19 protein-coding genes are annotated in these 21,914 nt (G+C 73.6%); 11 read left to right on the top strand and 8 right to left on the bottom strand.

Going from position 1 to position 21,914, the window contains the following annotated elements:
* Positions 1-54: 54 nt before the first annotated feature.
* A complete protein-coding gene (locus AC4H2H_RS18830) occupies positions 55-489 on the bottom strand; it encodes a hypothetical protein (protein WP_494372361.1) in 435 nt (144 codons plus the stop codon).
* Between the two features lie 160 nt (positions 490-649).
* On the opposite strand from AC4H2H_RS18830, the gene AC4H2H_RS18825 reads away from it, so the two are divergent.
* From AC4H2H_RS18825 to AC4H2H_RS18780, 10 genes are all read left to right on the top strand, one after another.
* Positions 650-1,930, top strand: a complete 1,281-nt coding sequence (locus tag AC4H2H_RS18825; RefSeq protein WP_494372360.1) for a PQQ-dependent sugar dehydrogenase — start codon at positions 650-652, stop codon at positions 1,928-1,930.
* 366 nt (positions 1,931-2,296) lie between these two features.
* The gene (locus AC4H2H_RS18820; protein WP_494372359.1) at positions 2,297-3,568 is read left to right on the top strand and encodes a resuscitation-promoting factor; all 1,272 of its coding nucleotides are present in this window, start codon (positions 2,297-2,299) and stop codon (positions 3,566-3,568) included.
* 499 nt (positions 3,569-4,067) lie between these two features.
* Positions 4,068-5,870 carry a methionine--tRNA ligase gene (metG, locus tag AC4H2H_RS18815; RefSeq protein WP_494372358.1) on the top strand — a complete coding sequence of 601 codons (1,803 nt, stop codon included), beginning with the start codon at positions 4,068-4,070 and terminating at the stop codon, positions 5,868-5,870.
* 2 nt (positions 5,871-5,872) lie between these two features.
* Complete coding sequence (locus AC4H2H_RS18810; RefSeq protein WP_494372357.1) at positions 5,873-6,898, top strand: TatD family hydrolase; 1,026 nt, start codon at positions 5,873-5,875, stop codon at positions 6,896-6,898.
* Between the two features lie 177 nt (positions 6,899-7,075).
* On the top strand, positions 7,076-8,242 hold the full coding sequence (locus AC4H2H_RS18805; RefSeq protein WP_494372356.1) for a resuscitation-promoting factor: 1,167 nt from the start codon (positions 7,076-7,078) through the stop codon (positions 8,240-8,242).
* A gap of 394 nt (positions 8,243-8,636) precedes the next feature.
* The gene (locus AC4H2H_RS18800) at positions 8,637-9,986 is read left to right on the top strand and encodes a resuscitation-promoting factor (protein ID WP_494372355.1); all 1,350 of its coding nucleotides are present in this window, start codon (positions 8,637-8,639) and stop codon (positions 9,984-9,986) included.
* 25 nt (positions 9,987-10,011) lie between these two features.
* On the top strand, positions 10,012-10,944 hold the full coding sequence (gene rsmA / locus AC4H2H_RS18795) for a 16S rRNA (adenine(1518)-N(6)/adenine(1519)-N(6))-dimethyltransferase RsmA (RefSeq protein ID WP_494372354.1): 933 nt from the start codon (positions 10,012-10,014) through the stop codon (positions 10,942-10,944).
* A complete protein-coding gene (locus AC4H2H_RS18790; protein WP_494372353.1) occupies positions 10,941-11,891 on the top strand; it encodes a 4-(cytidine 5'-diphospho)-2-C-methyl-D-erythritol kinase in 951 nt (316 codons plus the stop codon). Before rsmA ends, AC4H2H_RS18790 begins: the two co-directional genes overlap by 4 nt.
* Positions 11,892-12,026: 135 nt before the next feature.
* Positions 12,027-13,916, top strand: a complete 1,890-nt coding sequence (locus AC4H2H_RS18785; protein ID WP_494372352.1) for an ABC-F family ATP-binding cassette domain-containing protein — start codon at positions 12,027-12,029, stop codon at positions 13,914-13,916.
* Between the two features lie 17 nt (positions 13,917-13,933).
* Complete coding sequence (locus AC4H2H_RS18780; protein WP_494372351.1) at positions 13,934-14,248, top strand: hypothetical protein; 315 nt, start codon at positions 13,934-13,936, stop codon at positions 14,246-14,248.
* A 36-nt stretch (positions 14,249-14,284) separates the two neighbouring features.
* Here AC4H2H_RS18780 and AC4H2H_RS18775 read toward each other — a convergent pair whose 3' ends face one another.
* A complete protein-coding gene (locus AC4H2H_RS18775) occupies positions 14,285-14,767 on the bottom strand; it encodes a MarR family winged helix-turn-helix transcriptional regulator (protein WP_494372350.1) in 483 nt (160 codons plus the stop codon).
* Between the two features lie 61 nt (positions 14,768-14,828).
* Entirely contained in the window at positions 14,829-15,923 is a 1,095-nt protein-coding gene (locus tag AC4H2H_RS18770; protein WP_494372349.1) for a DUF2867 domain-containing protein, read from the bottom strand.
* Between the two features lie 62 nt (positions 15,924-15,985).
* On the opposite strand from AC4H2H_RS18770, the gene AC4H2H_RS18765 reads away from it, so the two are divergent.
* The gene (locus tag AC4H2H_RS18765; protein WP_494372348.1) at positions 15,986-16,606 is read left to right on the top strand and encodes a TetR/AcrR family transcriptional regulator; all 621 of its coding nucleotides are present in this window, start codon (positions 15,986-15,988) and stop codon (positions 16,604-16,606) included.
* A gap of 68 nt (positions 16,607-16,674) precedes the next feature.
* Here AC4H2H_RS18765 and AC4H2H_RS18760 read toward each other — a convergent pair whose 3' ends face one another.
* The 5 genes from AC4H2H_RS18760 to AC4H2H_RS18740 all read right to left on the bottom strand — a co-directional run bounded on the left by AC4H2H_RS18760 (position 16,675) and on the right by AC4H2H_RS18740 (position 21,730).
* Positions 16,675-17,703: a TetR/AcrR family transcriptional regulator gene (locus AC4H2H_RS18760; RefSeq protein WP_494372347.1), complete on the bottom strand. Its 1,029-nt coding sequence runs from the start codon at positions 17,701-17,703 to the stop codon at positions 16,675-16,677.
* A 106-nt stretch (positions 17,704-17,809) separates the two neighbouring features.
* Positions 17,810-18,637: an ABC transporter permease gene (locus tag AC4H2H_RS18755; protein ID WP_494372346.1), complete on the bottom strand. Its 828-nt coding sequence runs from the start codon at positions 18,635-18,637 to the stop codon at positions 17,810-17,812.
* On the bottom strand, positions 18,634-19,581 hold the full coding sequence (locus AC4H2H_RS18750) for an ATP-binding cassette domain-containing protein (protein WP_494372345.1): 948 nt from the start codon (positions 19,579-19,581) through the stop codon (positions 18,634-18,636). Before AC4H2H_RS18750 ends, AC4H2H_RS18755 begins: the two co-directional genes overlap by 4 nt.
* Before the next feature lie 193 nt (positions 19,582-19,774).
* Positions 19,775-21,169, bottom strand: a complete 1,395-nt coding sequence (locus AC4H2H_RS18745; protein ID WP_494372344.1) for an MFS transporter — start codon at positions 21,167-21,169, stop codon at positions 19,775-19,777.
* Positions 21,170-21,229: 60 nt separating this feature from the next.
* On the bottom strand, positions 21,230-21,730 hold the full coding sequence (locus AC4H2H_RS18740; RefSeq protein ID WP_494372343.1) for a MarR family winged helix-turn-helix transcriptional regulator: 501 nt from the start codon (positions 21,728-21,730) through the stop codon (positions 21,230-21,232).
* Positions 21,731-21,914 lie beyond the last annotated feature (184 nt).

The raw sequence follows: 21,914 nt of genomic DNA, 5'->3' as shown, positions 1-21,914 counted from the left end.
TCCCGCACCCTCACCCAGGGCGACCGAGCGGGCAGTCGCCCAGGGCGACGACGATCAGGCAGGGGCCGCCGTCGGCGGGTTCTCGCCGTGCCGGCCCTGGTACTTGTCGACCTGTCGGCCCGCAGCGGCGACGGCGCGGTCGTCGACGAGGTCGTAGACGATCGTCCCGACCCAGACGATGAGAGTCGCCCACACCCAGGTCCAGAACCCGTTGATGTCGAAACCGCCCGACGGCGAGAGGAGGGTGGTGATGATGAGCGAGCCCAGGACGGTGACGAGTCCCAGGGTCCACGTCCAGCCGTGGACGTGCTTGCCGAGCATGCGGACGACGAGCGGGCGCAGGACGGTGATCGTCACGGTGAAGAGCGCGACCGCGACGAGCCCCCACAGCCAGCTCATGGTCATGCCCTCGAGCACCAGGTTGGCGATGACGAGCGTGACGCCGTAGGCGATGGCGGCGACGACGAAGCTGAGCACCTTCGGGTTCATGGCGCCCCTCCTGAGGGCTTCGGTGAGGCGGGAGGAACCCGCCTCCTTCGTCTACATTGTGGCGCAGGTCACACATTCTGCGCGCCGAGCGCTCGCCGGCGTGGGCCGCGACGCGCGCGGAATCTCGGCACGAGGTCGCCCCCCGCGCAAGGATGGACGCATGTACCGCCTGCGCCGCCCCTCCGGTCGTGCCCGTGCTGTGTGCGGCACGACGCTCGTCGCACTGCTCGTCGGAGCGCTCGCGGCGTGCACGGCCGACGACGGGCGGGAGCCCACTCCTGCGCCGTCGGCCACGAGGGACGTGGTCGAGCCGGAGGCGCCCGCCGAGTCTGTGACGCCCACGCCGGATCCGGCCGCGGCGCCGGGCCTCGTCGTGGTGCCCGAGGTGCGCCTCGACGTGGCCGAGGTCGCGACCGGGCTGCCCGCACCGTGGGGGATCGCGTCGCTCGCGGACGGGACGCTGCTCGTGTCGTTGCGCGACGAGCGTCGGCTCGTCGTCGTGAACCCCGCGACCGGGACGGTCGAGCCCGTGACGGGCCCGGGCGCGGACGATCTGCGGGACGGCACGGTGGTGCGCGGGGAGGCTGGACTGCTCGGCGTCGCCGTCGGCCCGGAGGGGAGCGCGGCGCCGGGCGAGGTCTTCGTGTACCGCACGACGGTCGACCAGAACGAGGTCCTGCGCGGGACGCTGACGGGCCGCGAGCTGTCGGCCCTCACGCCGGTCGTGCAGGACGTCCCTGCCGCGTCGACCCACGACGGCGGCCGGCTCGAGTTCGGGCCGGACGGCTTCCTCTACGTGACGACCGGCGACGCACAGCAGCGCGACGCGGCGCAGGACGCGACGGCGCTCGCGGGCAAGATCCTGCGGGTCACGGTCGACGGCGCCCCCGCTCCCGGCAACCCCGACCCGGCGTCTCCGGTGTGGAGCCTCGGGCACCGCAACGTGCAGGGGATCGGGTGGGACGTCACGGGCCGCATGCTCGCCGCGGAGTTCGGGCAGGACACGTTCGACGAGCTCAACGTGATCGTGCCGGGCGGGAACTACGGCTGGCCCGAGGTCGAGGGCACGGGCGGTGCCGGCGCGGGTTTCGTCGACCCCGTGGCGACGTGGGGGACGTCGGACGCGTCGCCCAGCGGCCTCGCCGTGACGCGCGAGGGCGCGTACCTGGCGGGCCTGCGCGGCGAGCGGCTGTGGCGTGTGCCGTTCGCGTCGCCCGACGGCGGGGGGTCGGCCGACGCGTTCGGCGCACCGCAGGCGGTGCTTACCGACCTCGGGCGTCTGCGTGCCGTCCTCGTGGACCCCGCGACCCCGCTGGGGGGCGACGGGGGCGACGACGGGAGCTTCGTGCTCTACGTGCTGACGAACAACACGGACGGCCGCGGCGACCCGCGCGACGGCGACGACCGCCTGCTGCGCGTCACGGTGACCCCGGCAGGCTGATACTTCCCGCCACGCGCGGCGACAGCCGATGCGAGATCGACCCCAGCGTTCGAGATCGACCCTCGGGAGGTCGATCTGGTGACGGGCGGGTCGATCTGGCGAACGCGGCGGCTGACCAGTCGGTTTGGACCTCGATAACGAATCGGTTACGGTCGGGTGTCTCGCGTTGCCGTCCACCGCAGTCAGGTGTAAAGGCGGGCGCGGGTGCGGTGTTTCGGAGCGGCCTCCAGGGCCCAGGACGCCGCTGGACGGCCGGATCGGCTGGCCGACCCCGGGTGACGCTCGTGCCGCGGCGCGGAGCGACCGGGAGAGCGCACGTGCGCCGTCGGCCCCCCGTGCCCGGAACCCCCGACGACTGGACCCTCTGTGCACAACCCCTTCCGCTTCCGCGCGCCCGAGAACGCCACGACGCCGCCCTCCCGGGCCGACGCCCCCTCCGGCTCGACCGACACCCCCACACGCAGCACCCACCGTGCGGCCCGCACGCTCGCATCGACGCGCCGCCGCCGTTGGTCGATCGTCGCCGGCGCCACGGCCGTCGCACTCTTCAGCTCGGGCGCCGTCGCGTACGGCGAGGCCCGCAAGACCGTGACGATCGACGTCGACGGCGAGCTGACCACGGTCAGCACGCTCGCCGGGTCCGTCGCCGGTGCCCTCGACGCCGCGGGGGTCGAGGTCGACGACCGCGACCAGGTCGCCCCCGACCCGGGTTCCGCGCTCGCCGACGGGGACGACGTCGTCGTCCGCCTCGGCAAGCAGGTGACGGTCCAGACCGACGGCGAGCAGTCCGACGTCTGGCTCACCGCGCTCGACGCCGACGAGGCCCTCGCGACGCTCGCCGAGCGCGGCGGCGACGTCCGCCTCGTCGCGTCCCGCTCCGGCGAGCGCGCGTCCCTCGACCTGAGCCTCGACACCGACGGCCCGGTAAACGTCGTCGTCGACGGCGAGGCGTTGGTCGCCCCCGACGGCAGCATCGGCATCCCCGCGATCCTCGAGCAGCAGGGCATCGAGCTCGGCGAGCTCGACCGCGTGAGCGTCCAGCGCGTCGAGGCCCCCGAGCCGGGCGCGCCCACGGTGTCGCTCGTCGTGCAGCGCGTGGTCGTCGAGCAGCAGCAGGTGGGCACGCCCGTCCCGCACGGGACGGTCGAGCAGGCCGACCCGTCGCGCTACACCGACGACGCCCCCGTCGTCGCCCAGGCCGGCGCCGACGGCGTGACGACCACGACCTTCGAGGTCATCCTGGTCGACGGCGTCGAGGAGTCGCGCGAGCAGCTCGCGCAGGAGGTCACGACGGCGCCCGTCGACGCGATCGTCGTCAAGGGCACCCAGGAGCGCCCCAAGGACCCGCGCACCATCGGCCAGCTCCTGGCCGCCGAGCGCGGCTGGACCGGCTCGCAGTGGACGTGCCTCGAGAAGCTGTGGACCAAGGAGTCCAACTGGAACCCCTCTGCGGACAACCCGACGTCGAGCGCGTACGGCATCCCGCAGTCCCTGCCCGGCTCCAAGATGGCGAGCGCCGGCGCCGACTGGGCGACCAACCCCGCGACCCAGATCACGTGGGGCCTGAACTACATCGCCGGCTCCTACGGCACCCCCTGCGGCGCCTGGTCCCACTCCCAGGCCGTCAACTGGTACTGAGCCGGTTCGTCGGCTGAGCTGGGCGGGTCGGTCGGGTCCGCGGACCTGCGCCGAGGGGCGCGCGGGTCTCCCATCCGCCGCTCGTTCCTCGCGGCTCCCGCCAGGCCCGACCACGACCCGCGCGCCCCTCGGCTCCGGCCCGCTCGTCCGTCGTCTCGCCTCCGCGAGGGGCTCCGGCCCCGCTGGTCCGTCGTCTCGCCTCCGTGGGGGGCTCCGGCTCCGCTGGTCCGTCGTCGCACCCACGCGGGGGCACCGGAGTCCGCTCGCGCGTCGTCATGCCGACGCGATGACCGGGGCGAGCCGACCGCCGAGGGCGGGACGGGGGTGTGAGGCGGCGGGCCGTGGTGGGCCTGGCGGGAGCCCGCGAGGAACGAGCGGGCGGATGGTAGGCCCGCCGCCTCACACCCCCGGCACGCCCGGACCCGACCGGACGCCCGCCCTCGCACAAGGACCGGACGGCGACCCGGCCGGGCGACGTGCCCGACTAGGATCGGGCACCATGACCCACATCCTCTCGGCCGTGGCGTGGCCGTACGCGAACGGCCCGCGCCACATCGGTCACGTCGCAGGTTTCGGTGTCCCGTCGGACGTCTTCAGCCGGCACATGCGGATGGCGGGTCACGACGTCCTCATGGTCTCGGGGACCGACGAGCACGGGACGCCGATCCTCGTCCAGGCGGACAAGGAGGGCGTGAGCCCGCAGGCGCTCGCGGACCGGTACAACCGGGTCATCGTCGAGGACCTGCAGCAGCTCGGGCTGTCGTACGACCTGTTCACGCGGACGACGACGCGCAACCACTACGCCGTCGTGCAGGAGATGTTCCGCACGGTCCACAAGAACGGGTACATGGTCGAGCGGACGACCTTGGGGGCGATCTCGCCGTCGACGGGCCGCACGCTGCCGGACCGCTACATCGAGGGCACGTGCCCCATCTGCGGGTACGACGGCGCGCGCGGCGACCAGTGCGACAACTGCGGTAACCAGCTCGACGCGATCGACCTCGTCAACCCGAAGAGCCGGATCAACGGCGAGACGCCGAAGTTCGTCGAGTCGAACCACTTCTTCCTCGACCTGCCCGCGTTCGTCGACGCGCTGGGCGGCTGGCTGCGCACGCGCACCGAGTGGCGCCCCAACGTCCTGAAGTTCTCGCTCAACCTGCTCGACGACGTGCGACCGCGCGCGATGACGCGCGACATCGACTGGGGCATCCCCGTGCCGCTGCCCGGGTGGGAGGAGAACTCGAGCAAGCGCCTGTACGTGTGGTTCGACGCCGTCATCGGGTACCTGTCCGCCTCGATCGAGTGGGCGCGGCGCAGCGGTGACCCGGAGGCGTGGCGCGCGTTCTGGAACGACCCCGACGCCCGGTCGTACTACTTCATGGGCAAGGACAACATCACGTTCCACTCCCAGATCTGGCCCGCGGAGCTCCTCGGCTACGACGGCCGCGGGAGCAAGGGCGGCGAGCCGGGCGCGTACGGGAACCTGCAGCTCCCGACGGAGGTCGTGTCGAGCGAGTTCCTCAACGTCGAGGGACAGAAGTTCTCGTCGTCGCGCGGCCTGGTCATCTACGTGCGCGACATGCTCGCGCGCTACCAGCCGGACGCGTTCCGCTACTACGTCGCGTCGGCCGGCCCGGAGACGCAGGACGTCGACTTCACGTGGGCGGACTTCCAGCGCCGCACGAACGACGAACTCGTCGCAGGGTGGGGCAACCTGGTGAACCGCACGGCGAACCTCGTGCACAAGAACTTCGGCGCGATCCCCGAGCCCGGGCAGCGCCAGCCGATCGACGAGGGCGTCCTCGCGACGACGACGACGGCGTTCGGCCGGGTCGGCGAGCTCATCGCGACCCACCGTCAGCGCGCCGCCGTCGCGGAGGCCATGAAGACGGTCGGCGAGGTGAACAAGTACGTCTCGGACACCGAGCCGTGGAAGCTCAAGACCGACCCGGACCGCCTCGCGACGGTGCTGCACACCGTGACGCAGGCCGTCAGCGACCTCAACACGGTCCTGTCGCCGTTCCTGCCGTTCTCCGCGCAGCAGGTGCACGAGACGTTCGGCGGCACGGGCACCTTCTCGCCGCAGCCGCGCATCGAGGAGGTCACGGACCTCGACGACGACTCCCGCCACTACCCGGTGATCACGGGCGACTACGCCCGCGGGACGGAGTCCGGGTTCCGGGCCTGGGAGCCGCGCGCGGTGGTCCCCGGGACGCCCGTGGCCAAGCCGACGCCGGTCTTCACCAAGCTCGACGACTCGATCGTCGAGGAGGAGCTCGACCGCCTGCGCGAGACCGCCTGACGGTGGCGAAGCAGCGCGAGCGCGGGTGGCCGCCGGACCCGGAGCCGCTGCCCGTCGCGGTGGTGGACAACCACACGCACCTCGACGCGATCGCGGGCGTCCTGCCGGACGAGGTCCCGCACCCGGGCGTGGCGGACCACCTCGCCCGGGCGGCCGCCGTCGGGGTGGACCGGGTGGTGCAGGTGGGTTGCGACCTTCCGTCGGCCCGGTGGACGGACGCGCTGCTCCGTGGCGCCCCTGAGGCGTGGGGGGCCTCGTCGGTTGTCGAGCATGCGGTTGCGCCGGTCGAGCATGCGGTTGCTGCCCGCCCTGACGCCTCGACGGGCGACAACGGCATGCTCGGCCTGGCGGGTCGGCTGCTCGGCGCAGTGGCGATCCACCCGAACGAGGCGGTGCTGCACGGCGACGTGCGCGAGGTGGGGCCGGACGGGCTGGAGCCCGACCCGCAGGAGCACCACGCCGTGGGCCTCGACGACGCGATCGCCGAGGTCGCCGCGATCGCACGGTCCAACGACCGCGTGCGCGCGATCGGCGAGACGGGCATGGACCTCTTCCGGACGGGACCGCGGGGTGCCGCCGTGCAGCGCGAGTCGTTCCGCGCGCACGTCGCGCTCGCGAAGGAGCTCGGGCTCGCGCTGCAGATCCACGACCGCGAGGCCCACGCCGAGGTCCTGGACGTGCTCGCGCGCGACGGCGCCCCCGAGCGCACGGTCTTCCACTGCTACTCCGGCGATGCCGAGATGGCGCGGTTCTGCGCCGAGCAGGGCTGGTTCCTCTCCTTCGCCGGGCCGGTGACGTTCCGTGCCAACGACGAGCTCCGTGCGGCACTCCGGGCGGTGCCGCTCGACCAGGTGCTCGTCGAGACCGACGCGCCGTACCTCACGCCCCACCCGTACCGCGGCCGGCCCAACGCCCCGTACGTCCTTCCGACGACCGTCCGTACCGTCGCGGAGGTGACCGAGCGCCCGCTCGCCGACGTCTGCGCCCAGCTCGCCGCGACGTCGGTCGCCGTCTACGGCGCCTGGTGAGCCTCCGACGGGATGCCCAAGGGGCGGAGCACCCCGGACGGGCGAACAGGAGGTTTCGCCCCGGGTCACGTTTCGGCTACGGTCAGGTCCGTGCGTCGCACGCCGTGCGTCGACGACGCACCGCACCTCGACCCGGGTGCTCACCGCGGGTAGCCGCCCGCAGAAGGGACCGCCCGCGTGCTCGCACCTGACGGAACCGGTCGCCGCCGGCTGCAGCGCGTCGCGGCCCAGGGCCTCGTCGTCGCGAGCCTCGTCGGCGTCACGGGCGCGTTCGCCTCGTTGCACAAGAGCGTGACGCTCGACGTCGACGGCGAGCTCCACGACGTCTCCGCCTATGGCCGGACCGTCGCCGAGGTGCTGGACTACCAGGGCGTCGACGTCGCGGCGGAGGATCTCGTCGAGCCCGCGCTCGCGGACCCGGCGAGCGACGGCGGCACGATCGTCGTGCGCACGAGCCAGGACGTGACGATCGAGATCGACGGGAAGGTCCAGACGATCTCGACGACGGCCCGTACCGTCGGCGAGCTCCTCACCTACCTCGGCCCGCGCGCCGAGGGTGCCGTGACCGAGGTGTCCCGCACGCAGGCCCTGGGCCGCGAGGCCATCAGGGTCTCCACGCTGAAGACCGTGCACGTCGCCGTGGACGGCGTGGTCATGCCCATCACGACGGCGGAGCCCACGGTGCGCGGCGTGCTCGCGACCGCGGGGATCGTGCTCGCCGAGGGCGACGAGACGTCGGCGCCGCTCGACGCTGCGGCGGTCGACGGGATGCTGGTCCTCGTCAGCCGGGCAGCCGCGACGTCGGACACCGCGACCGAGGTCCTGCCCTTCGTCACCGAGGAGATCGAGGACCCGAACCTGCCGAAGGGTCACCGCGTGGTCGTCCAGTCGGGGCGGGTCGGCGAGGCGGTCACGACGTACTCGGTGCAGACCCTCGGGGGTGCGGAGGTGTCCCGCTCGGTGCTCACGCGCAACGTCACGACCGAGCCGCGCAACGAGATCATCAAGATCGGGACGATGGACATCTCGGTCTCGGTGGACCCTGGTTCGGCGCGGGCGATCGGGCGCTCGCTCGCCGCGCAGCGCGGCTGGGGCGACGACGAGTACACCTGCCTGGACAAGCTCTGGACCAAGGAGAGCAACTGGCGCGTCGACGCCGACAACCCGAGCTCGAGCGCGTACGGCATCCCGCAGGCCCTGCCGGGGTCGAAGATGGCGAGCGCCGGCGACGACTGGCGCACCAACCCGGCGACGCAGATCAGCTGGGGACTGGGCTACATCGAGGGCCGGTACGGCACGCCGTGCAGCGCGTGGTCGCACTCGGTCGCCAAGGGCTGGTACTGAGCCGTCGGTTCCGCGCGGTGCTCCCGTGCGCGTCGGGGGCGTGCAGCGCACGTGAGAGCCCCGTGCAGGGCGGCGGCACATTCGCGGATAAATTCGGACAGAACCTACTAGCATAGCCCGCCGAGGGTTGGCGTTCGATAACAGATCGGTTACGGTCGAATGTCGCTCGCGCGCGAACGGCACCCTCGCCACGGCCCACCGGTCGTCGAGGGCGCCCGGTCCGCACGAGCGGTGCGCCGCCGTCGGGCCCTGGGGAAGGGGTGCGACAAGGCGCCGGCAGCCGGATCGGCCGCTCGAGACCTGTGGTCGCACCCTGGTGCGCCCGCCGCGGAGGACGCACGCCCGTCGTGCCCCGCCGCGGGCCGCAGTGGTGCACGCGCGCCGTCGAGCCTCCGTGCCCGGGACGCACGACGACTGGACCCGAGTGAAGAACCCCTTCCACCGGACCGCGAACGCGGCCGGCGCCCCCGAGGGCGCCGACACGACCCCCCAGACCCCCCTCGACACCCTTGCGGAGAGCCCTGAGAGCCCCGCCACCACCACGACGGCCACCAACCGTCGCCGCTGGCCCCTCGTCGCCGGCGCGACCGCCGTCGTCCTCCTCGCCACCGGAGCCGTCGCCTACGGCAACGCCCGCAAGACCGTCGAGCTCGACGTCGACGGCAAGACCATCACCGTGACGACCTTCGCCGGGTCCGTCGCCGGCCTGCTCGAGGAGCAGGACGTCGCCGTCGGCGACCGTGACCTCGTCGTCCCCGACGTCGACGCCGCCCTGAGCGGTGGCAGCGACGTCGTCGTCCGCTACGGGCGTGAGGTCCCCGTCCAGGTCGACGGCTCCCAGTCCTCCGTCTGGCTCACCGCGCTCGACGCGGACGAGGCCCTGACGACCCTCGCCTCGCGCGGCAGCGACGTGCGCCTCGTGGCGTCGCGCTCCGGCGAGCGCGCGTCCCTGCCCATCCGCCTCGACGCGGACGGCCCCGTGAACGTCGTCGTCGACGGCGGGACGAAGGTCGCCCCCGACGGCAGCATCGGCATCGACGCGATCCTCGACCAGCAGAGCGTCGTGCTCGGCGACCTCGACCGCGTGCACGTCGCCAAGACGGCCGCCGCCGCCGGGACGGAGGACGCCCCCGAGGTGTCGCTCGTCGTGCAGCGTGTCGCCGTCCAGGAGGTCCCGACGGCGACAGCGGTGCCGTTCGAGACCGTCACCGAGCAGGACCCCGACCGGTTCGAGGACCTCGATGCGGTCGTCAAGCAGGAGGGCGCCGAGGGCGTCCACACGACGGTCCACCGCGTCACGACGGTCGATGGCGTCGAGGAGTCGCGCGAGCTCGTCTCCGAGGGCATCACCACGCCCCCGGTGAACAAGATCCTCGTGCAGGGCACCAAGGTGCGCCCGGAGCCCGAGCCCGAGCCGGAACCGGAGCCCGCGGCGAGGCCGCGCTCGTCCGGCGGGGCGGCGCCCTCCCCGGCGCCCGCGCCCGCCGCCGACCTCGGCTCCGCGCCCGAGGGCGTCTGGTCGGCGCTCGCGCAGTGCGAGTCCGGCGGGAACCCGGCGACGAACACGGGCAACGGCTACTACGGCCTGTACCAGTTCTCGCTCTCCACCTGGCGCGCGATGGGCGGCTCCGGGCTCCCGTCCGAGGCGTCCGCCGCCGAGCAGACGCAGCGCGCACAGGCGCTCCAGGCCCGATCGGGCTGGGGCCAGTGGCCGGCGTGCTCCGCCAAGCTGGGCCTGCGCTGACCCGAGGTCGGTAGGCTTGCCGACCATGAACGACAACCGAGGCGCCCTGCTTGGTCCGGCCGAGATCCGTGACCTGGCAGGGCGCCTCGGCGTACGCCCCACCAAGACCCTCGGGCAGAACTTCGTGCACGACGGCGGCACCGTCCGCAAGATCGTGCGCGTCGCGGACGTCAGGCCGGGGGAGCGCGTCGTCGAGATCGGTCCGGGCCTCGGCTCGCTCACGCTCGGGCTGCTCGAGGCGGGCGCGAGCGTCGTCGCCGTCGAGATCGACCCCGTGCTCGCGCAGCAGCTCCCCGGCACGGTCGCCGCGCACGTCCCCGACCTCGGCGACCGCCTCGAGGTCGTCGGCGCCGACGCCCTCGAGGTCACGTCCCTGCCCGGGGCGCCGCCGACGGCGCTCGTCGCCAACCTCCCGTACAACGTCGCGGTCCCCGTGCTGCTCACGTTCCTCGAGCGCTTCGACTCCCTCGAGCGCGTGCTCGTCATGGTGCAGGCCGAGGTCGCGGACCGGCTGGCCGCGCCGCCCGGGTCGCGCACGTACGGCGTCCCGTCGGTCAAGGCGGCCTGGTACGCGTCCGCCCGCCGCGCCGGGACGATCGGGCGCAACGTGTTCTGGCCCGTCCCCAACGTCGACTCCGCCCTCGTCGCGCTCGACCGGCGCGAACCCCCCACCACGACCGCGACGCGCGAGCAGGTGTTCGCCGTCGTCGACGCCGCGTTCGCCCAGCGCCGCAAGATGCTGCGGTCCGCCCTCGCCGGTCTCGCCGGCTCGTCCGCCACAGCGCTCGCCGCGATCGAGGCCGCCGGCGTCGACCCGCAGGCACGGGGCGAGACGCTCGACGTGACCGACTTCGCCCGGATCGCCGAACGCCTGGGCACGACCGCCGGCGCCGGCCCGCGCGCCGCGTCCGGCTCGCCGCGCGCAGCGCGGGAACGACCTGGCACAGTGGACGCGTGACACCCGCGTCTCGGTCGACCATCTCCCTCGCGCCGTCCCCTTTCGTCCGGGTGCGCGCGCCGGGAAAGGTCAACCTGTCGCTGCGTGTCGGCGCGCTCCAGGACGATGGCTACCACCCGCTCGTCACCATCTTCCAGGCCGTCGGGCTGAGCGAGGAGGTCGTCGCCCACCAGGTGCCGCCCGGCTCCGGCGTGTCCCTCGGCGTCACCGGGCTGCAGGCCGACGTCGTCCCCACCGACGCGACGAACCTCGCGTGGCGCGCTGCCGTCGCGCTCGCCGAGCACGTGGGCATCGACCCGGACGTGCGGCTGCAGATCCTCAAGGGGGTCCCCGTCGCGGGCGGCATGGCCGGCGGCTCCGCCGATGCCGCCGCGGCGCTCGTCGCGTGCGACGCGCTGTGGGAGACCGGCCTGCCGCGCGCCGAGCTCGCGCGCATCGCCGCCGGGCTCGGCGCCGACGTCGCGTTCGGGCTCGTCGGGCACACCGCCGTCGGCACGGGGCGAGGCGACGTCCTGACGCCCGCGATGACGCGCGGCGAGTTCCACTGGGCGTTCGCCGTGCAGGCGAAGGGGCTCTCCACCGCGGAGGTCTACCGCACCTTCGACGAGACGGTCGGCGGCCCCGACGAGCTCGACCTCGCCGAGGACACCGCGCTCATGCAGGCGCTGCGCGCCGGGGACGCCGTCGGACTCGGGCAGGTCCTGCGCAACGACCTCGAGGGCCCGGCCCTCTCGCTGCGTCCCGAGCTGCGGCACACCCTGGACGTCGCCCGTGAGGCCGGCGCGCTCGGCGCGATGGTCTCCGGCTCGGGCCCGACCGTCGCCGCTCTCGCCCGCAGCCGCCAGCACGCGCTCGCCATCGCCGCCTCGTGGACCGCGAACGACGCGTGCGACAGCGTCTGGTGCACGACTGCCCCGGCCGCCGGCGCACGCGTCGTCGCCCACTGACCCACCGCCGAGGTAGAACCCTGGTCGTGCCCGACGGCGCATGGTCCGCTTGGGTGTCGGGGTGGGTGGGGGAGACGTCCCTGTCGGCCGGGCCTGTGGCCGGGCGGCCGTCGTGCGACGACTACCCTCGACGACGTGGCTCACCTACTCGGCGCCGACGGCATCACGCTGACCGTCGGCACCCGCACCCTGCTCGACGACGTCTCGCTCGGTCTCGACGACGGCGACCGTGTCGGCATCGTCGGCCCCAACGGGGCCGGCAAGTCCACGCTCCTGCGCCTGCTCGCGGGGACGCAGCAGCCCGACGGCGGCCGGGTCACCCGGGTGGGCGGGCTGCGGCTGGGCCTGCTCGACCAGCGCGACGACGTCGGCACCGGCGCGACGATCCGCGACCTGGTGCACGGCGACGCCGCCACGCACGCGTGGGCGTCGGACGCGAGCATCCGCACGGTGCACGCCGGGCTCATCGGCGACCTCGACCTCGACGCCTCGGCCGACACGCTCTCGGGCGGCCAGCGGCGACGGGTCGCGCTCGCGGCGCTGCTCGTCGCCGACCACGACGTGCTGTTCCTCGACGAGCCCACGAACCACCTCGACGTCGAGGGCGTCGCGTGGCTCGCGGAGCACCTGCAGGCGCGGTTCGCGCGGCCGGGTGCGCGGGGCGCGCTCGTCGTGGTGACCCACGACCGCTGGTTCCTCGACGCCGTCTGCTCGCGCATGTGGGAGGTGCGCGGCGACGGCTCCGGGGAGGTCGAGGGCTACGAGGGCGGGTACGCCGCGTACGTCCTCGCCCGGGCCGAGCGGCAGCGGACCGCAGCCGTCACGGCCGAGAAGCGCGAGAACCTGCTGCGCAAGGAGCTCGCGTGGCTGCGGCGCGGGGCTCCCGCGCGGACGTCGAAGCCGAAGTTCCGCCTCGACGCGGCGGCCGCGCTCATCGCCGACGTGCCGCCCCCGCGCGACTCGCTCGAGCTCACGCGCACCGCGACGAAGCGTCTCGGCAAGGACGTGCTCGACCTCGAGGACGTGACCGTCACCGTGCCCGCGCACCGGGTGCCAGCATCACAGGACGCTCCGGCGTCACCGGGTTCTGACACGCCCCGCAGGGTCCTCCTCGACGACGTCACGTGGCGGCTCGGCCCGGGCGACCGGTACGGCGTGGTGGGGGTCAACGGCGCCGGGAAGACGACCCTCCTCGCCCTCCTCGCCGGGCGGCGCGAGCCGGACGCCGGCCGGGTCAAGCGCGGCAAGACGGTGCACGTCGCCGAGCTGTCCCAGGACATCGGCGAGCTCGACGACATCGCGGGGTCGCGCGTGATCCAGGTGATCGAGGACGAGAAGCGGTCGGTCCTCGTGGACGGCAAGGAGCTCACCGCGTCCCAGCTCGTCGAGCGCCTGGGCTTCACGCGCGAGCGGTCGCAGACGCTCGTCCGCGACCTGTCGGGCGGCGAGCGGCGCCGGTTGCAGCTCCTGCGCCTGCTCGTCGCGGAGCCCAACGTGCTGCTCCTCGACGAGCCGACGAACGACCTCGACACCGACACCCTCGCCGCGCTCGAGGACCTGCTCGACGGCTGGCCCGGGACGCTGATCGTCGTCTCGCACGACCGCTACCTGCTCGAGCGCGTCGCCGACCGCCAGGTCGCGCTGCTCGGCGACGGCAAGGTCCGGGACCTGCCGGGCGGGGTCGAGCAGTACCTCGACCTGCGCCGCGCCGCCATCGCGGGCGCGACGACGTCGTCGTCGAGCGGCTTCGCGTCGACGGCGCCGGGCGAGGCGTCCGCAGCGCACGAGGTGGCGCCCGCCGGGCCGAGCGCGGCCGAGGTCCGGGCCGCGAAGAAGGAGATCAACCGCATCGAGCGGCGGCTGAGCAAGATCGCCGAGGCGGAGGGTCGCCTGCACGAGAAGATCGCCGCGAACGCGACGGACTTCACGGCGGTCGCGGAGCTCGACACCGAGCTGCGCACGCTCGCGGCCGAGAAGGACGAGCTGGAGGCGGCCTGGCTCGAGGCTGCGGAGATCGCGGGATGACGCCGGGGCCAGGAGAGATGCGGATCAGCGTCTCGGCGCGCGGCGTCGAGGTCGACGCCGGCCACGGCGGGGTGCTCGCGCCGTGGTCGGACGTGCACCGCGTCACCGCGTACGCGCTCGACGCCGTCGTCCGCACCGTGCGGCACGTGTCGTTCGACCTGGTGAACGGGCACAGCGTCGAGGTGAACGACGCCGCGCCCGAGTGGGGGGACGTGGTGGCGGCCCTGCCGGGCCTGGTCGAGCTCTCGGTGGAGGACCTGTCGGCCGCGTTGGACGGGCTCCGGCCCGACGGCGACGTGGTCGTCGTCGCGGGGCCAATGCGGGTCCGCTGACCGAGGGCCGCACGCGGCCGCAGGAGCCGTGTGGGCTCAACGTCGCAGGAAGCCCATGCGGTCGTCCGGGTCGACGCGCTCGAGGATCGCGCCCGCGATCGCGTCGAGCTGGGTGACCTGCTCGGGAGCGAGCGCGTCGATGACCAGGTCGCGGACGGTCGCGACGTGGCGGGGAGCGGTGGCGACGACCTTGTCCCACCCCGTGTCGGTGAGGTGCGCGTTCGTCGCGCGACGGTCGTCGGGGCACGGGACGCGCTCGACGAGCCCACGCTTCTCGAGCCGCGCCACGACGTGCGAGAGCCGGGGGAGGGTCGCGTTCGTGGCCCCTGCGAGGTCCGTCATGCGCAGCGTGCGGTCGCGGGACTCGGAGAGCATCGCGAGCACGTAGTACTCGTAGTGGCTGAGGTCGGCGTCACGCCGGAGCTGCGAGTCCAGGGCGCCCGGGAGCAGCTCGACCACGGCCACGAGCCGCTTCCACGCGTCGAGCTGCTGGGGATCGAGCCAGCGGGGTTCCGTCACGGCATCTCCTCGGGAGGGCGACCGCATGATGGTTGCCGCTACAAGGATACGCCGACGGTTGTCATGCGTCGTGGGACGACGAATCCCGCCGGGCCGCCCGTTGCCTGACGGCGGTGCGCAGGAGGCCGGGTGCGAGGCGGCGGTGCACGGCGGCGAGCGGCGGCCAGACGACGCCTCCGACCCGCCGGTCGTAGCGCACCAGGGTGGCGAGCGACGTCTCGCCGTCGGTCGCACGCACGACGAGGTTGCCGCTGAGGAACCACGAGCGGGCCTCGAGCCGGATCCACTGCTCGTCGCTCGCGGTGATCCGCCATCCGCCGACCGTGCGCGCAGAGCGGCCTCTGCTCAACCGAAGGCCGAGCAGCCCACGCCAGATCAGTCGCTCCACGGCACTCGGGACGTCGCCGAACATCGCTCGCGCCAGCTGCTCGGGGGTGGTCGTCACGTCGGAGGTGAGCGTGAACACGTCGGCGTAGTCGGCGTCGGGCAGCGAGCTCGCGGCGAGCACCGTCCCGGGCACGACGGTCGCCCCGACGAGACGGCGCACCTCGGGCGTGCTCTGCTCCTGTTCCACCGGCCGCGTGTCCTGCCACGCGTGTTCCCACTGCCGCGTGAGGGCGGGCTGGACGACGAGCCGCCGAAATGGTGCGATGGCGGCCATGTAGCCCTGCCCGACGCGGCCGTCCGGCTTGACGAGCACGGCCATGCGCAGCTCGTGCTCGCCGCTCGGGCCTCGCGCCCACCCGAGGTGCAGGACGGCGTGCACCGTCGTGCTCGCCAGCTCGCAGGCGCACTCGTCGTCGAGCTCGTACACCGTGGCGAACGGGCCGAGGCCGGGCATCGTGCGGCCCGGGGCGGCGCGGAGGTCGTCGGGCAGGCGGTCGCGCAGCGGATCGTCCGGGGTGCCGAGGCCGGCCTCCGTCGCGTCCAGCCCGAGGAGGGCGCCGAGCCTCCACCGCAGGGCGAACAGGAACCGGACCGCCGCGGAGGACGTGTGCGGTCCGTCGGTCGCGCCGATCGCGGCGAGCATCCGGCCGAAGTCGTCCGGGCCGCCACGGGGGGTGCGGAACGCCCAGACGTCCTGGACCCGGAAGTCGTGCGCGAGGTCGTGGATCCGCCACGGCTGCTCGGCGTGGGCGGCGACGGGAAGCCTCATGTCTGCAGGTCCTCTCCTCGTTATACGCTGGTGTACAACGCTGACCGTAGCAGCGTTGTACGATGGCGTATATCCAAGGCGACGTGAGGCGGATCACCATGGGCGCACTGCGCACCCACCGGGACGAGTGGGTGGAGGAAGGGCTGCGGGTCCTCGCCGCCGGCGGCACGGACGCCGTGCGGATCGAGGTCCTGGCCAAGAACCTCGGGGTCACCAAGGGCGGCTTCTACGGGTACTTCGACCACCGCGACGCGCTGCTCGAGGCGATGCTCGACACGTGGGAGCGGGAGAGCGTCGACGACGTGATCGAGCGCATCGAGCGCGAGGGCGGCGACCCGAAGACCAGGATCCAGCGCGCGGGGGTGCTCACGTTCTCGAACGACCGCCTGCTGCCCATCGACCTCGCCGTCCGCGAGTGGGCGCGTCGCGACGAGGCCGTCGCGACGCGGCTGCGTCGGGTGGACGACCAGCGCATGGCCCTGCTCCGCGAGATGATCGGCACGTTCTGCGCCGACCCCGACGAGGTCGAGGCTCGGAGCCTGCTCGCGTTCTGCCTGGCCATCGGTGAGCACCTTCTCGTGGCCGACCACGGCGGTCGATCGCGATCCCAGGTGATCGCTCGTGCCGGGGACCTCCTGCTCGACCGCCGGGCGTCCGACGACGGCGCGCGAGCCCCCGACTGAGCGGTCGCGCAGGGTCGGCGAGCCAGGTTCGGCCGCCGATCGCGTGCGTCAGGACGCCGGGTGTCGGGTCACTGCCCGCGGGCCTTCTCCACGGCGGCCCGGACCGCCTCGCGCTCGGCCTTCTGGGCGTCGCGCAGCGCCTTCTCGAGCTCGCGCACCCGCTTGTGCTGCTCGCGCAGGCGCCGCTCCGCGTCCCGGCGCTTGAGCGTGGCCTTCTTGACCTTCGCGTCCTTGACGTGGACGGACACCTCGACCGGCGCGACGGCGTCGCGCGCGTCGAGGTGGACCCCGTCGCCACCCGCCTCGTCGTGCGCCCGGCGCTCCGCGGCGAAGTCCCGACCCGCGCCCGGGGCGCCCGCGGCCCGCGCGTCGACGTAGACGGCGAGGCCGTCGAGCAGACGCTCGAGCCCCCACGCCGTGTCGTCGATCTGTCCCTCGCCTCCGTACGCGCCGGACTCGACGAGCGGGCGCAGGTGCGGGAACCGCACCTCGTCGACCAGCCCGCGCAGCGCGTCGTGGAACGCGCCGCCGAGGACGGCGTCCTCGTCGCCTCCCGCTTCTTCCGCGCGCGCGAGGTCCGACTGGAGGCGGGCGGCCGTCCGGGCGTACCCGCTGACGAGGAGGATGACCGACATCTTCTCCTCCTCGTCGAGCGGCGTGGACCTCAGTGCGCGGAGCCCGCTGTCCGCGGCGCGCAGGTTGTTCGGCGTGAGCGGCACGCCGGTCACCCGGATGTCGAGGTACCACGGGTGGGACGTGAACACCGCCATGGTGAACTGCGCCCACTCCCGCAGCTCGGCGCGCCAGTCGTCGGGCTCGTGCGCCGGGGGGTACTCGACGTCGAGCACCGCCTCCTGCATGAGGAGCAGCAGGTCGTCCTTGCTCGTGACGTACCGGTAGAGCGACATCGTCGTGAAGCCGAGGCTCTGGGCGACCTTCGCCATGGAGACCGCCGCGAGACCGTCGGCGTCGGCGATCTCGATCGCGGTCTCGACGATGCGCTCGATGCTCAGCTCGCGCTTCGGTGCGCGCTCGGGCCGTTCGGCGACGCCCCACGTGAGCGCGATCCGGGCGGGGAGGTCGGGTGCGTCCGTCATGGGGTCATCCTCCCTGATCCCGGTGCGGTCGAGCATGCGGATGTCGCCCGTCCCAGGCTCGGGACGGGCGACAGGCGCATGCTCGGCATGCTCGGCATGGTCGGGGTCAGCGGGCGGTCCGGCGGCGGTACAGCACGGAGCCGGCGACGCAGCTCGCGACGAGGAAGCCGGCCAGCCAGGCGACGGCGGTGAGGATCGTCGTCGCGTCGGGGGCGCCCGTCAACAGCCCGCGGAACGTCTCGATGATGGGCGTGAACGGCTGGTTCTCCGCGAAGCCGTGGAGCCACGACGGCATCGTGTCGACCGGGACGAAGCCCGAGCTGAGGTAGGGCACGAACAGGAAGATGAAGTTCACCGACTGCGAGGCCTCGACGCTCAGCACGAGGCCGAGCACCACGCTGAGCCACGTGAAGGTCAGCACCGAGAGCACGGCGAACGCCACGAGCCCGAGCCAGTCACCGAGGCCGGCGTCCGCCCGGAACCCGAGCGCATAGGCGACCCCCACGACGACGACCGCCGACGCGAGGTTGCGGCCGATGCTCGCGACGACGTGCCCCCACAGGGCGGACGGGCCGAAGATCGGCATCGTCTTGAAGCGGTCGATCGTGCCCGACGTCATGTCCTGCGCGACGCCGACCGCAGCCGTCGCCGACCCGAAGCCCAGGCACATGACGAGCACGCCGGGGACGACGTAGTCGATGTAGTCGTCGCCCGAGATGGCGCCGCCGAAGATGACGACGAACACGAGCATGATCATCACCGGCAGCACGAACGCGGTGATGAGCCCGTCGATGCTCCGCAGCTGGCGACGCGTCTCCCGGACGACCATCGTGCGCACGTCGCGCAGGGCGGTCGCGGGCGACTGGCCTGCGCGGGGCGCGGGAGCCCGCCGGGCGGGGCGCGCCGGCAGCGTGGTGGTGGCCGTCGTGGTCATCGTGCGGACTCCTTCGAGGTCAGGGCGAGGAAGACGTCGTCGAGCGTGGGCTTGACGACGCTGACACCGCTCACGGCGAGGCCGTTCGTGTCGGCGGCGGCGAGGACGTCGCGGATCGTGCGGACCGGGTCGTCGCTCGCGGCCGTGAGGGACAGGTCCTTGTCGTCGGTCTCCGTGGTGGTGAGCCCGAGCTGCGCCGCGAGCCCGACGGCGGTCGTGAGGCTCGCGTGGTCCTCGAACGCGATGCGGACGTGGTCGCCGGCGACGAGCGCCTTGAGCTCGGTCGCCGTGCCGAGCGCGGCGACCTTCCCGTCGTTGAGCACGGCGATCGAGTCGGCGAGGCGGTCGGCCTCCTCGAGGTACTGGGTCGTGAGGAGGACGGTCGTGCCGTCGGCGGCCAGGCCCCGGACGACGTCCCAGAGCTGCGAGCGCGACGCCGGGTCGAGGCCGGTGGTGGGCTCGTCCAGGACGAGGACGGCCGGGTCCGCGACGAGGCTGATCGCGAGGTCGAGCCGACGGCGCATGCCGCCGGAGTACGTGCCGACGCGACGGTCCGCCGCGTCCGTCAGGTCGAACCGCTCGAGCAGCTCCGCGGCCCGGCCGCGGACGGTCCGCGTCGGCAGGTGCGCCAGGTGCCCCATCATGACGAGGTTCTCGGTGCCGGACTGGAACTCGTCGACCGACGCGTACTGCCCGGTGAGCGCGATGACGTCGCGCACCCGGCCGGCGTCGCGCACGACGTCGGCGCCCGCGACGGACGCCTTCCCGCCGTCGGGCTTGACGAGGGTCGTGAGGATGTTGACGGTCGTGGTCTTGCCGGCGCCGTTGGGGCCGAGCAGCGCGAAGATCTCGCCGCGGCGGACGGTGAGGTCGACGCCGCGCAGCACGGCGTGGTCGCCGTAGGACTTCTCGAGCCCCTGCGCGGCGATCATCGGGTCGTTCATCGCCTTCTCCTTCGTGTCGGTGGTCGGTTCGATGTATGCGCCGCACACGAGTGTGTATCTCGTAGACGGTGTGTACACCATAAACACGAGTTGCTGGGGTAGTCAACGGTTCGCGGCCAACCCGCGAGATAGCGACACCCCGCCGAGAGAGCGACGACCAGTGGCGGGGCGTCGCTATCTCGGCGGGGTGTCGCTATCTCGGCGTGGGAGTGGAGCGGTCGCCCGGGAGAGCGGGGCGGCGGCCCGTGAGGGCGACGCCGACCGCCGTCATGAGGACGAGCGCGCCGAGCACGACGGCGACCGGCGTCGTCCACGAGCCCGTCGCCGAGTGCAGGGCTCCGGCGGCAGTCGGTGCGGCCGCCGCGAAGCAGTAGCCCACGCTCTGCACCGTCGCCGACGCCTGGCGGCCACGACGGACGGTCGGGTACCGCTGGGCGACGAGCGTGAAGATCACGACGAAGTTCGCCGCCTGGGCGACACCCGCCATCGACGCCCACACGGCCCACAGGTCCGGTGCCACGAGGAGCCCGACGGGCAGCGCGAGCCACAGCACGGCGATGACCACGAAGCTCTGCCGCATCGTCCACCGGCGCGCCGCCAGCGGTACCGCGAGGCCGCCCACGATCGCGAAACCCTGGAACAGCGAGGCCGCCCCTCCCGACGCCGAGCGGGGGATCCCCGCGAGCTCCTCGAGGATCAGCGGCAGCCACGCCGTGAGCGCGTAGAAGCTCGACGACTGCAGCGCGAACATCGCGCACAGCCACCACGTGAACGACGTCGCGAGCACGTGGCGCTCGCGGGCCGCGGTCGGGTCGGTCCCCGTGACGCCCTCGGCGGCGGCCACGGCGAGCGCGTCGCCGTCCGGGTCGCCGGTCGCGACGTCCGCCGGGGTGCGGTCCTCGCCCGGGCCGAGCGCCGCCGTCGTGCCCGGCACCGCCGCATCCCGTGCGCGGGAGGAGCCGGCCGATGCGTCGCGCGGCACCGCCCGCAGCCACCACACGAGCGCCACGACTGCGAGGACGGACCACGACGCGAGCGCCCAGCGCCACCCGACGGCATCGGTGAGCGGGGCGGTGAGCGCCGTCGTCGCGACCGTGCCCACGTTGATCGCGGCCGTGTACAGCCCGGTGACCGTGCCGACGTGGCCGGGGAAGTCACGCTGGGCGATCATCGGGACGGCGAGGTTCGCCGTCGTGATGCCGAGACCCAGCACCACGGTCCCGGCGAACGTGCCCGCAGTGCCGAGCGCGGCCGGGCCGTGCAGCGCCGCGAGATCGGCCGAGCGCAGGAGCGTCCCCGCGAGGATCAGCCCGAGCGCGACCGCGATCGCGGTACGCAGCGACGACCGTCCGAGCAGGCCGGCGACAGCGGGCGTGGCGAGTGCGAAGCACAGCACCGGGATGCCGGTGAGCAGACCGGCGGTCGCCGCGGTGAGCCCCAGGTCGGCCGAGACGTCGGACACGACCGGCGGGAGCGCCGTGATGGGCGCCCGCAGGTTGACCGCGACGAGCAGCACCGCCACGAGCAGCACGCCGTCGATCCCGCCGCGGAACGACGTCGGGAACGACGGCGGCCGTGACGGCGGCATGGACCAGAGACCTCCGGGACGTGGGGGGACGCCGTCCGCCCGGTGCTCCGGGTCGTCGGGTCAGTCGTCGAACTGTCCTACGACTGTACGCAGGAGTGCCGCGAGCGCAGGGCGACCGCCCGGTTCGAGAGCGTCGAGGATGCGCGCCTCGACGGCGAGCAGGTCGGTCATGGCAGCGTCGACCCGCTCGAGGCCGTCGGAGGTCAGCTCGACCAGGATGCCGCGGCGGTCGTCGGGGGAGCGGCGGCGGACGACGAGCCCACGCTCCTCCAGCCGGTCGATGCGGTTGGTCATCGTCCCGCTCGTGACGAGCGTCTGCGTGACGAGCGCCCCGGGGGACAGGCGGTACGGCTCTCCGGCCCTGCGCAGCGCGGACAGGACGTCGAACTCCCACGTCTCGAGGTGTCCGCGCGCGAAGGCCGTACGGCGCGCTCTGTCGAGGTGCCGCGCGAGGCGGTCCACGCGCGAGAAGACGGTGAGCGGCTCGACGTCGAGGTCCGGGCGCTCACGCTGCCACGCCGCGACGATGCGGTCGACCTCGTCCTCGTGCTGCTGCTCCATGACGCGAGGGTACTCGACGTGTCTCGACGTCAAGACTCTTGACGGCGCCGCCGCGGGGGCTCGTGCTCGGGCCGGGTTGGGCGTGCTGGGTCGGGTCCGCGGGCAGGGCGGCGTCGGTGCTCGGGCTGTCCGCGCCGTCACCGTGGACTGTCGGGTGTGGGTCTTGGGAGCGCGGCCTTGACGC

Source organism: Cellulosimicrobium sp. BMG9.22 (assembly GCF_059159975.1).
This window is presented reverse-complemented; position numbering and strand designations above follow the sequence as displayed.

Excerpts from the sequence above, each read along its gene's own strand:
- AC4H2H_RS18830 (WP_494372361.1), bottom strand. The coding sequence starts at position 489 with ATGAACCCGAAGGTGCTCAGCTTCGTCGTCGCCGCCATCGCCTACGGC.
- AC4H2H_RS18825 (WP_494372360.1), top strand. The coding sequence starts at position 650 with ATGTACCGCCTGCGCCGCCCCTCCGGTCGTGCCCGTGCTGTGTGCGGC.
- metG (WP_494372358.1), top strand. The coding sequence starts at position 4,068 with ATGACCCACATCCTCTCGGCCGTGGCGTGGCCGTACGCGAACGGCCCG.
- rsmA (WP_494372354.1), top strand. The coding sequence starts at position 10,012 with ATGAACGACAACCGAGGCGCCCTGCTTGGTCCGGCCGAGATCCGTGAC.
- AC4H2H_RS18780 (WP_494372351.1), top strand. The coding sequence starts at position 13,934 with ATGCGGATCAGCGTCTCGGCGCGCGGCGTCGAGGTCGACGCCGGCCAC.
- AC4H2H_RS18770 (WP_494372349.1), bottom strand. The coding sequence starts at position 15,923 with ATGAGGCTTCCCGTCGCCGCCCACGCCGAGCAGCCGTGGCGGATCCAC.
- AC4H2H_RS18765 (WP_494372348.1), top strand. The coding sequence starts at position 15,986 with ATGGCGTATATCCAAGGCGACGTGAGGCGGATCACCATGGGCGCACTG.
- AC4H2H_RS18760 (WP_494372347.1), bottom strand. The coding sequence starts at position 17,703 with ATGACGGACGCACCCGACCTCCCCGCCCGGATCGCGCTCACGTGGGGC.
- AC4H2H_RS18755 (WP_494372346.1), bottom strand. The coding sequence starts at position 18,637 with ATGACCACGACGGCCACCACCACGCTGCCGGCGCGCCCCGCCCGGCGG.
- AC4H2H_RS18750 (WP_494372345.1), bottom strand. The coding sequence starts at position 19,581 with ATGAACGACCCGATGATCGCCGCGCAGGGGCTCGAGAAGTCCTACGGC.
- AC4H2H_RS18745 (WP_494372344.1), bottom strand. The coding sequence starts at position 21,169 with ATGCCGCCGTCACGGCCGCCGTCGTTCCCGACGTCGTTCCGCGGCGGG.
- AC4H2H_RS18740 (WP_494372343.1), bottom strand. The coding sequence starts at position 21,730 with ATGGAGCAGCAGCACGAGGACGAGGTCGACCGCATCGTCGCGGCGTGG.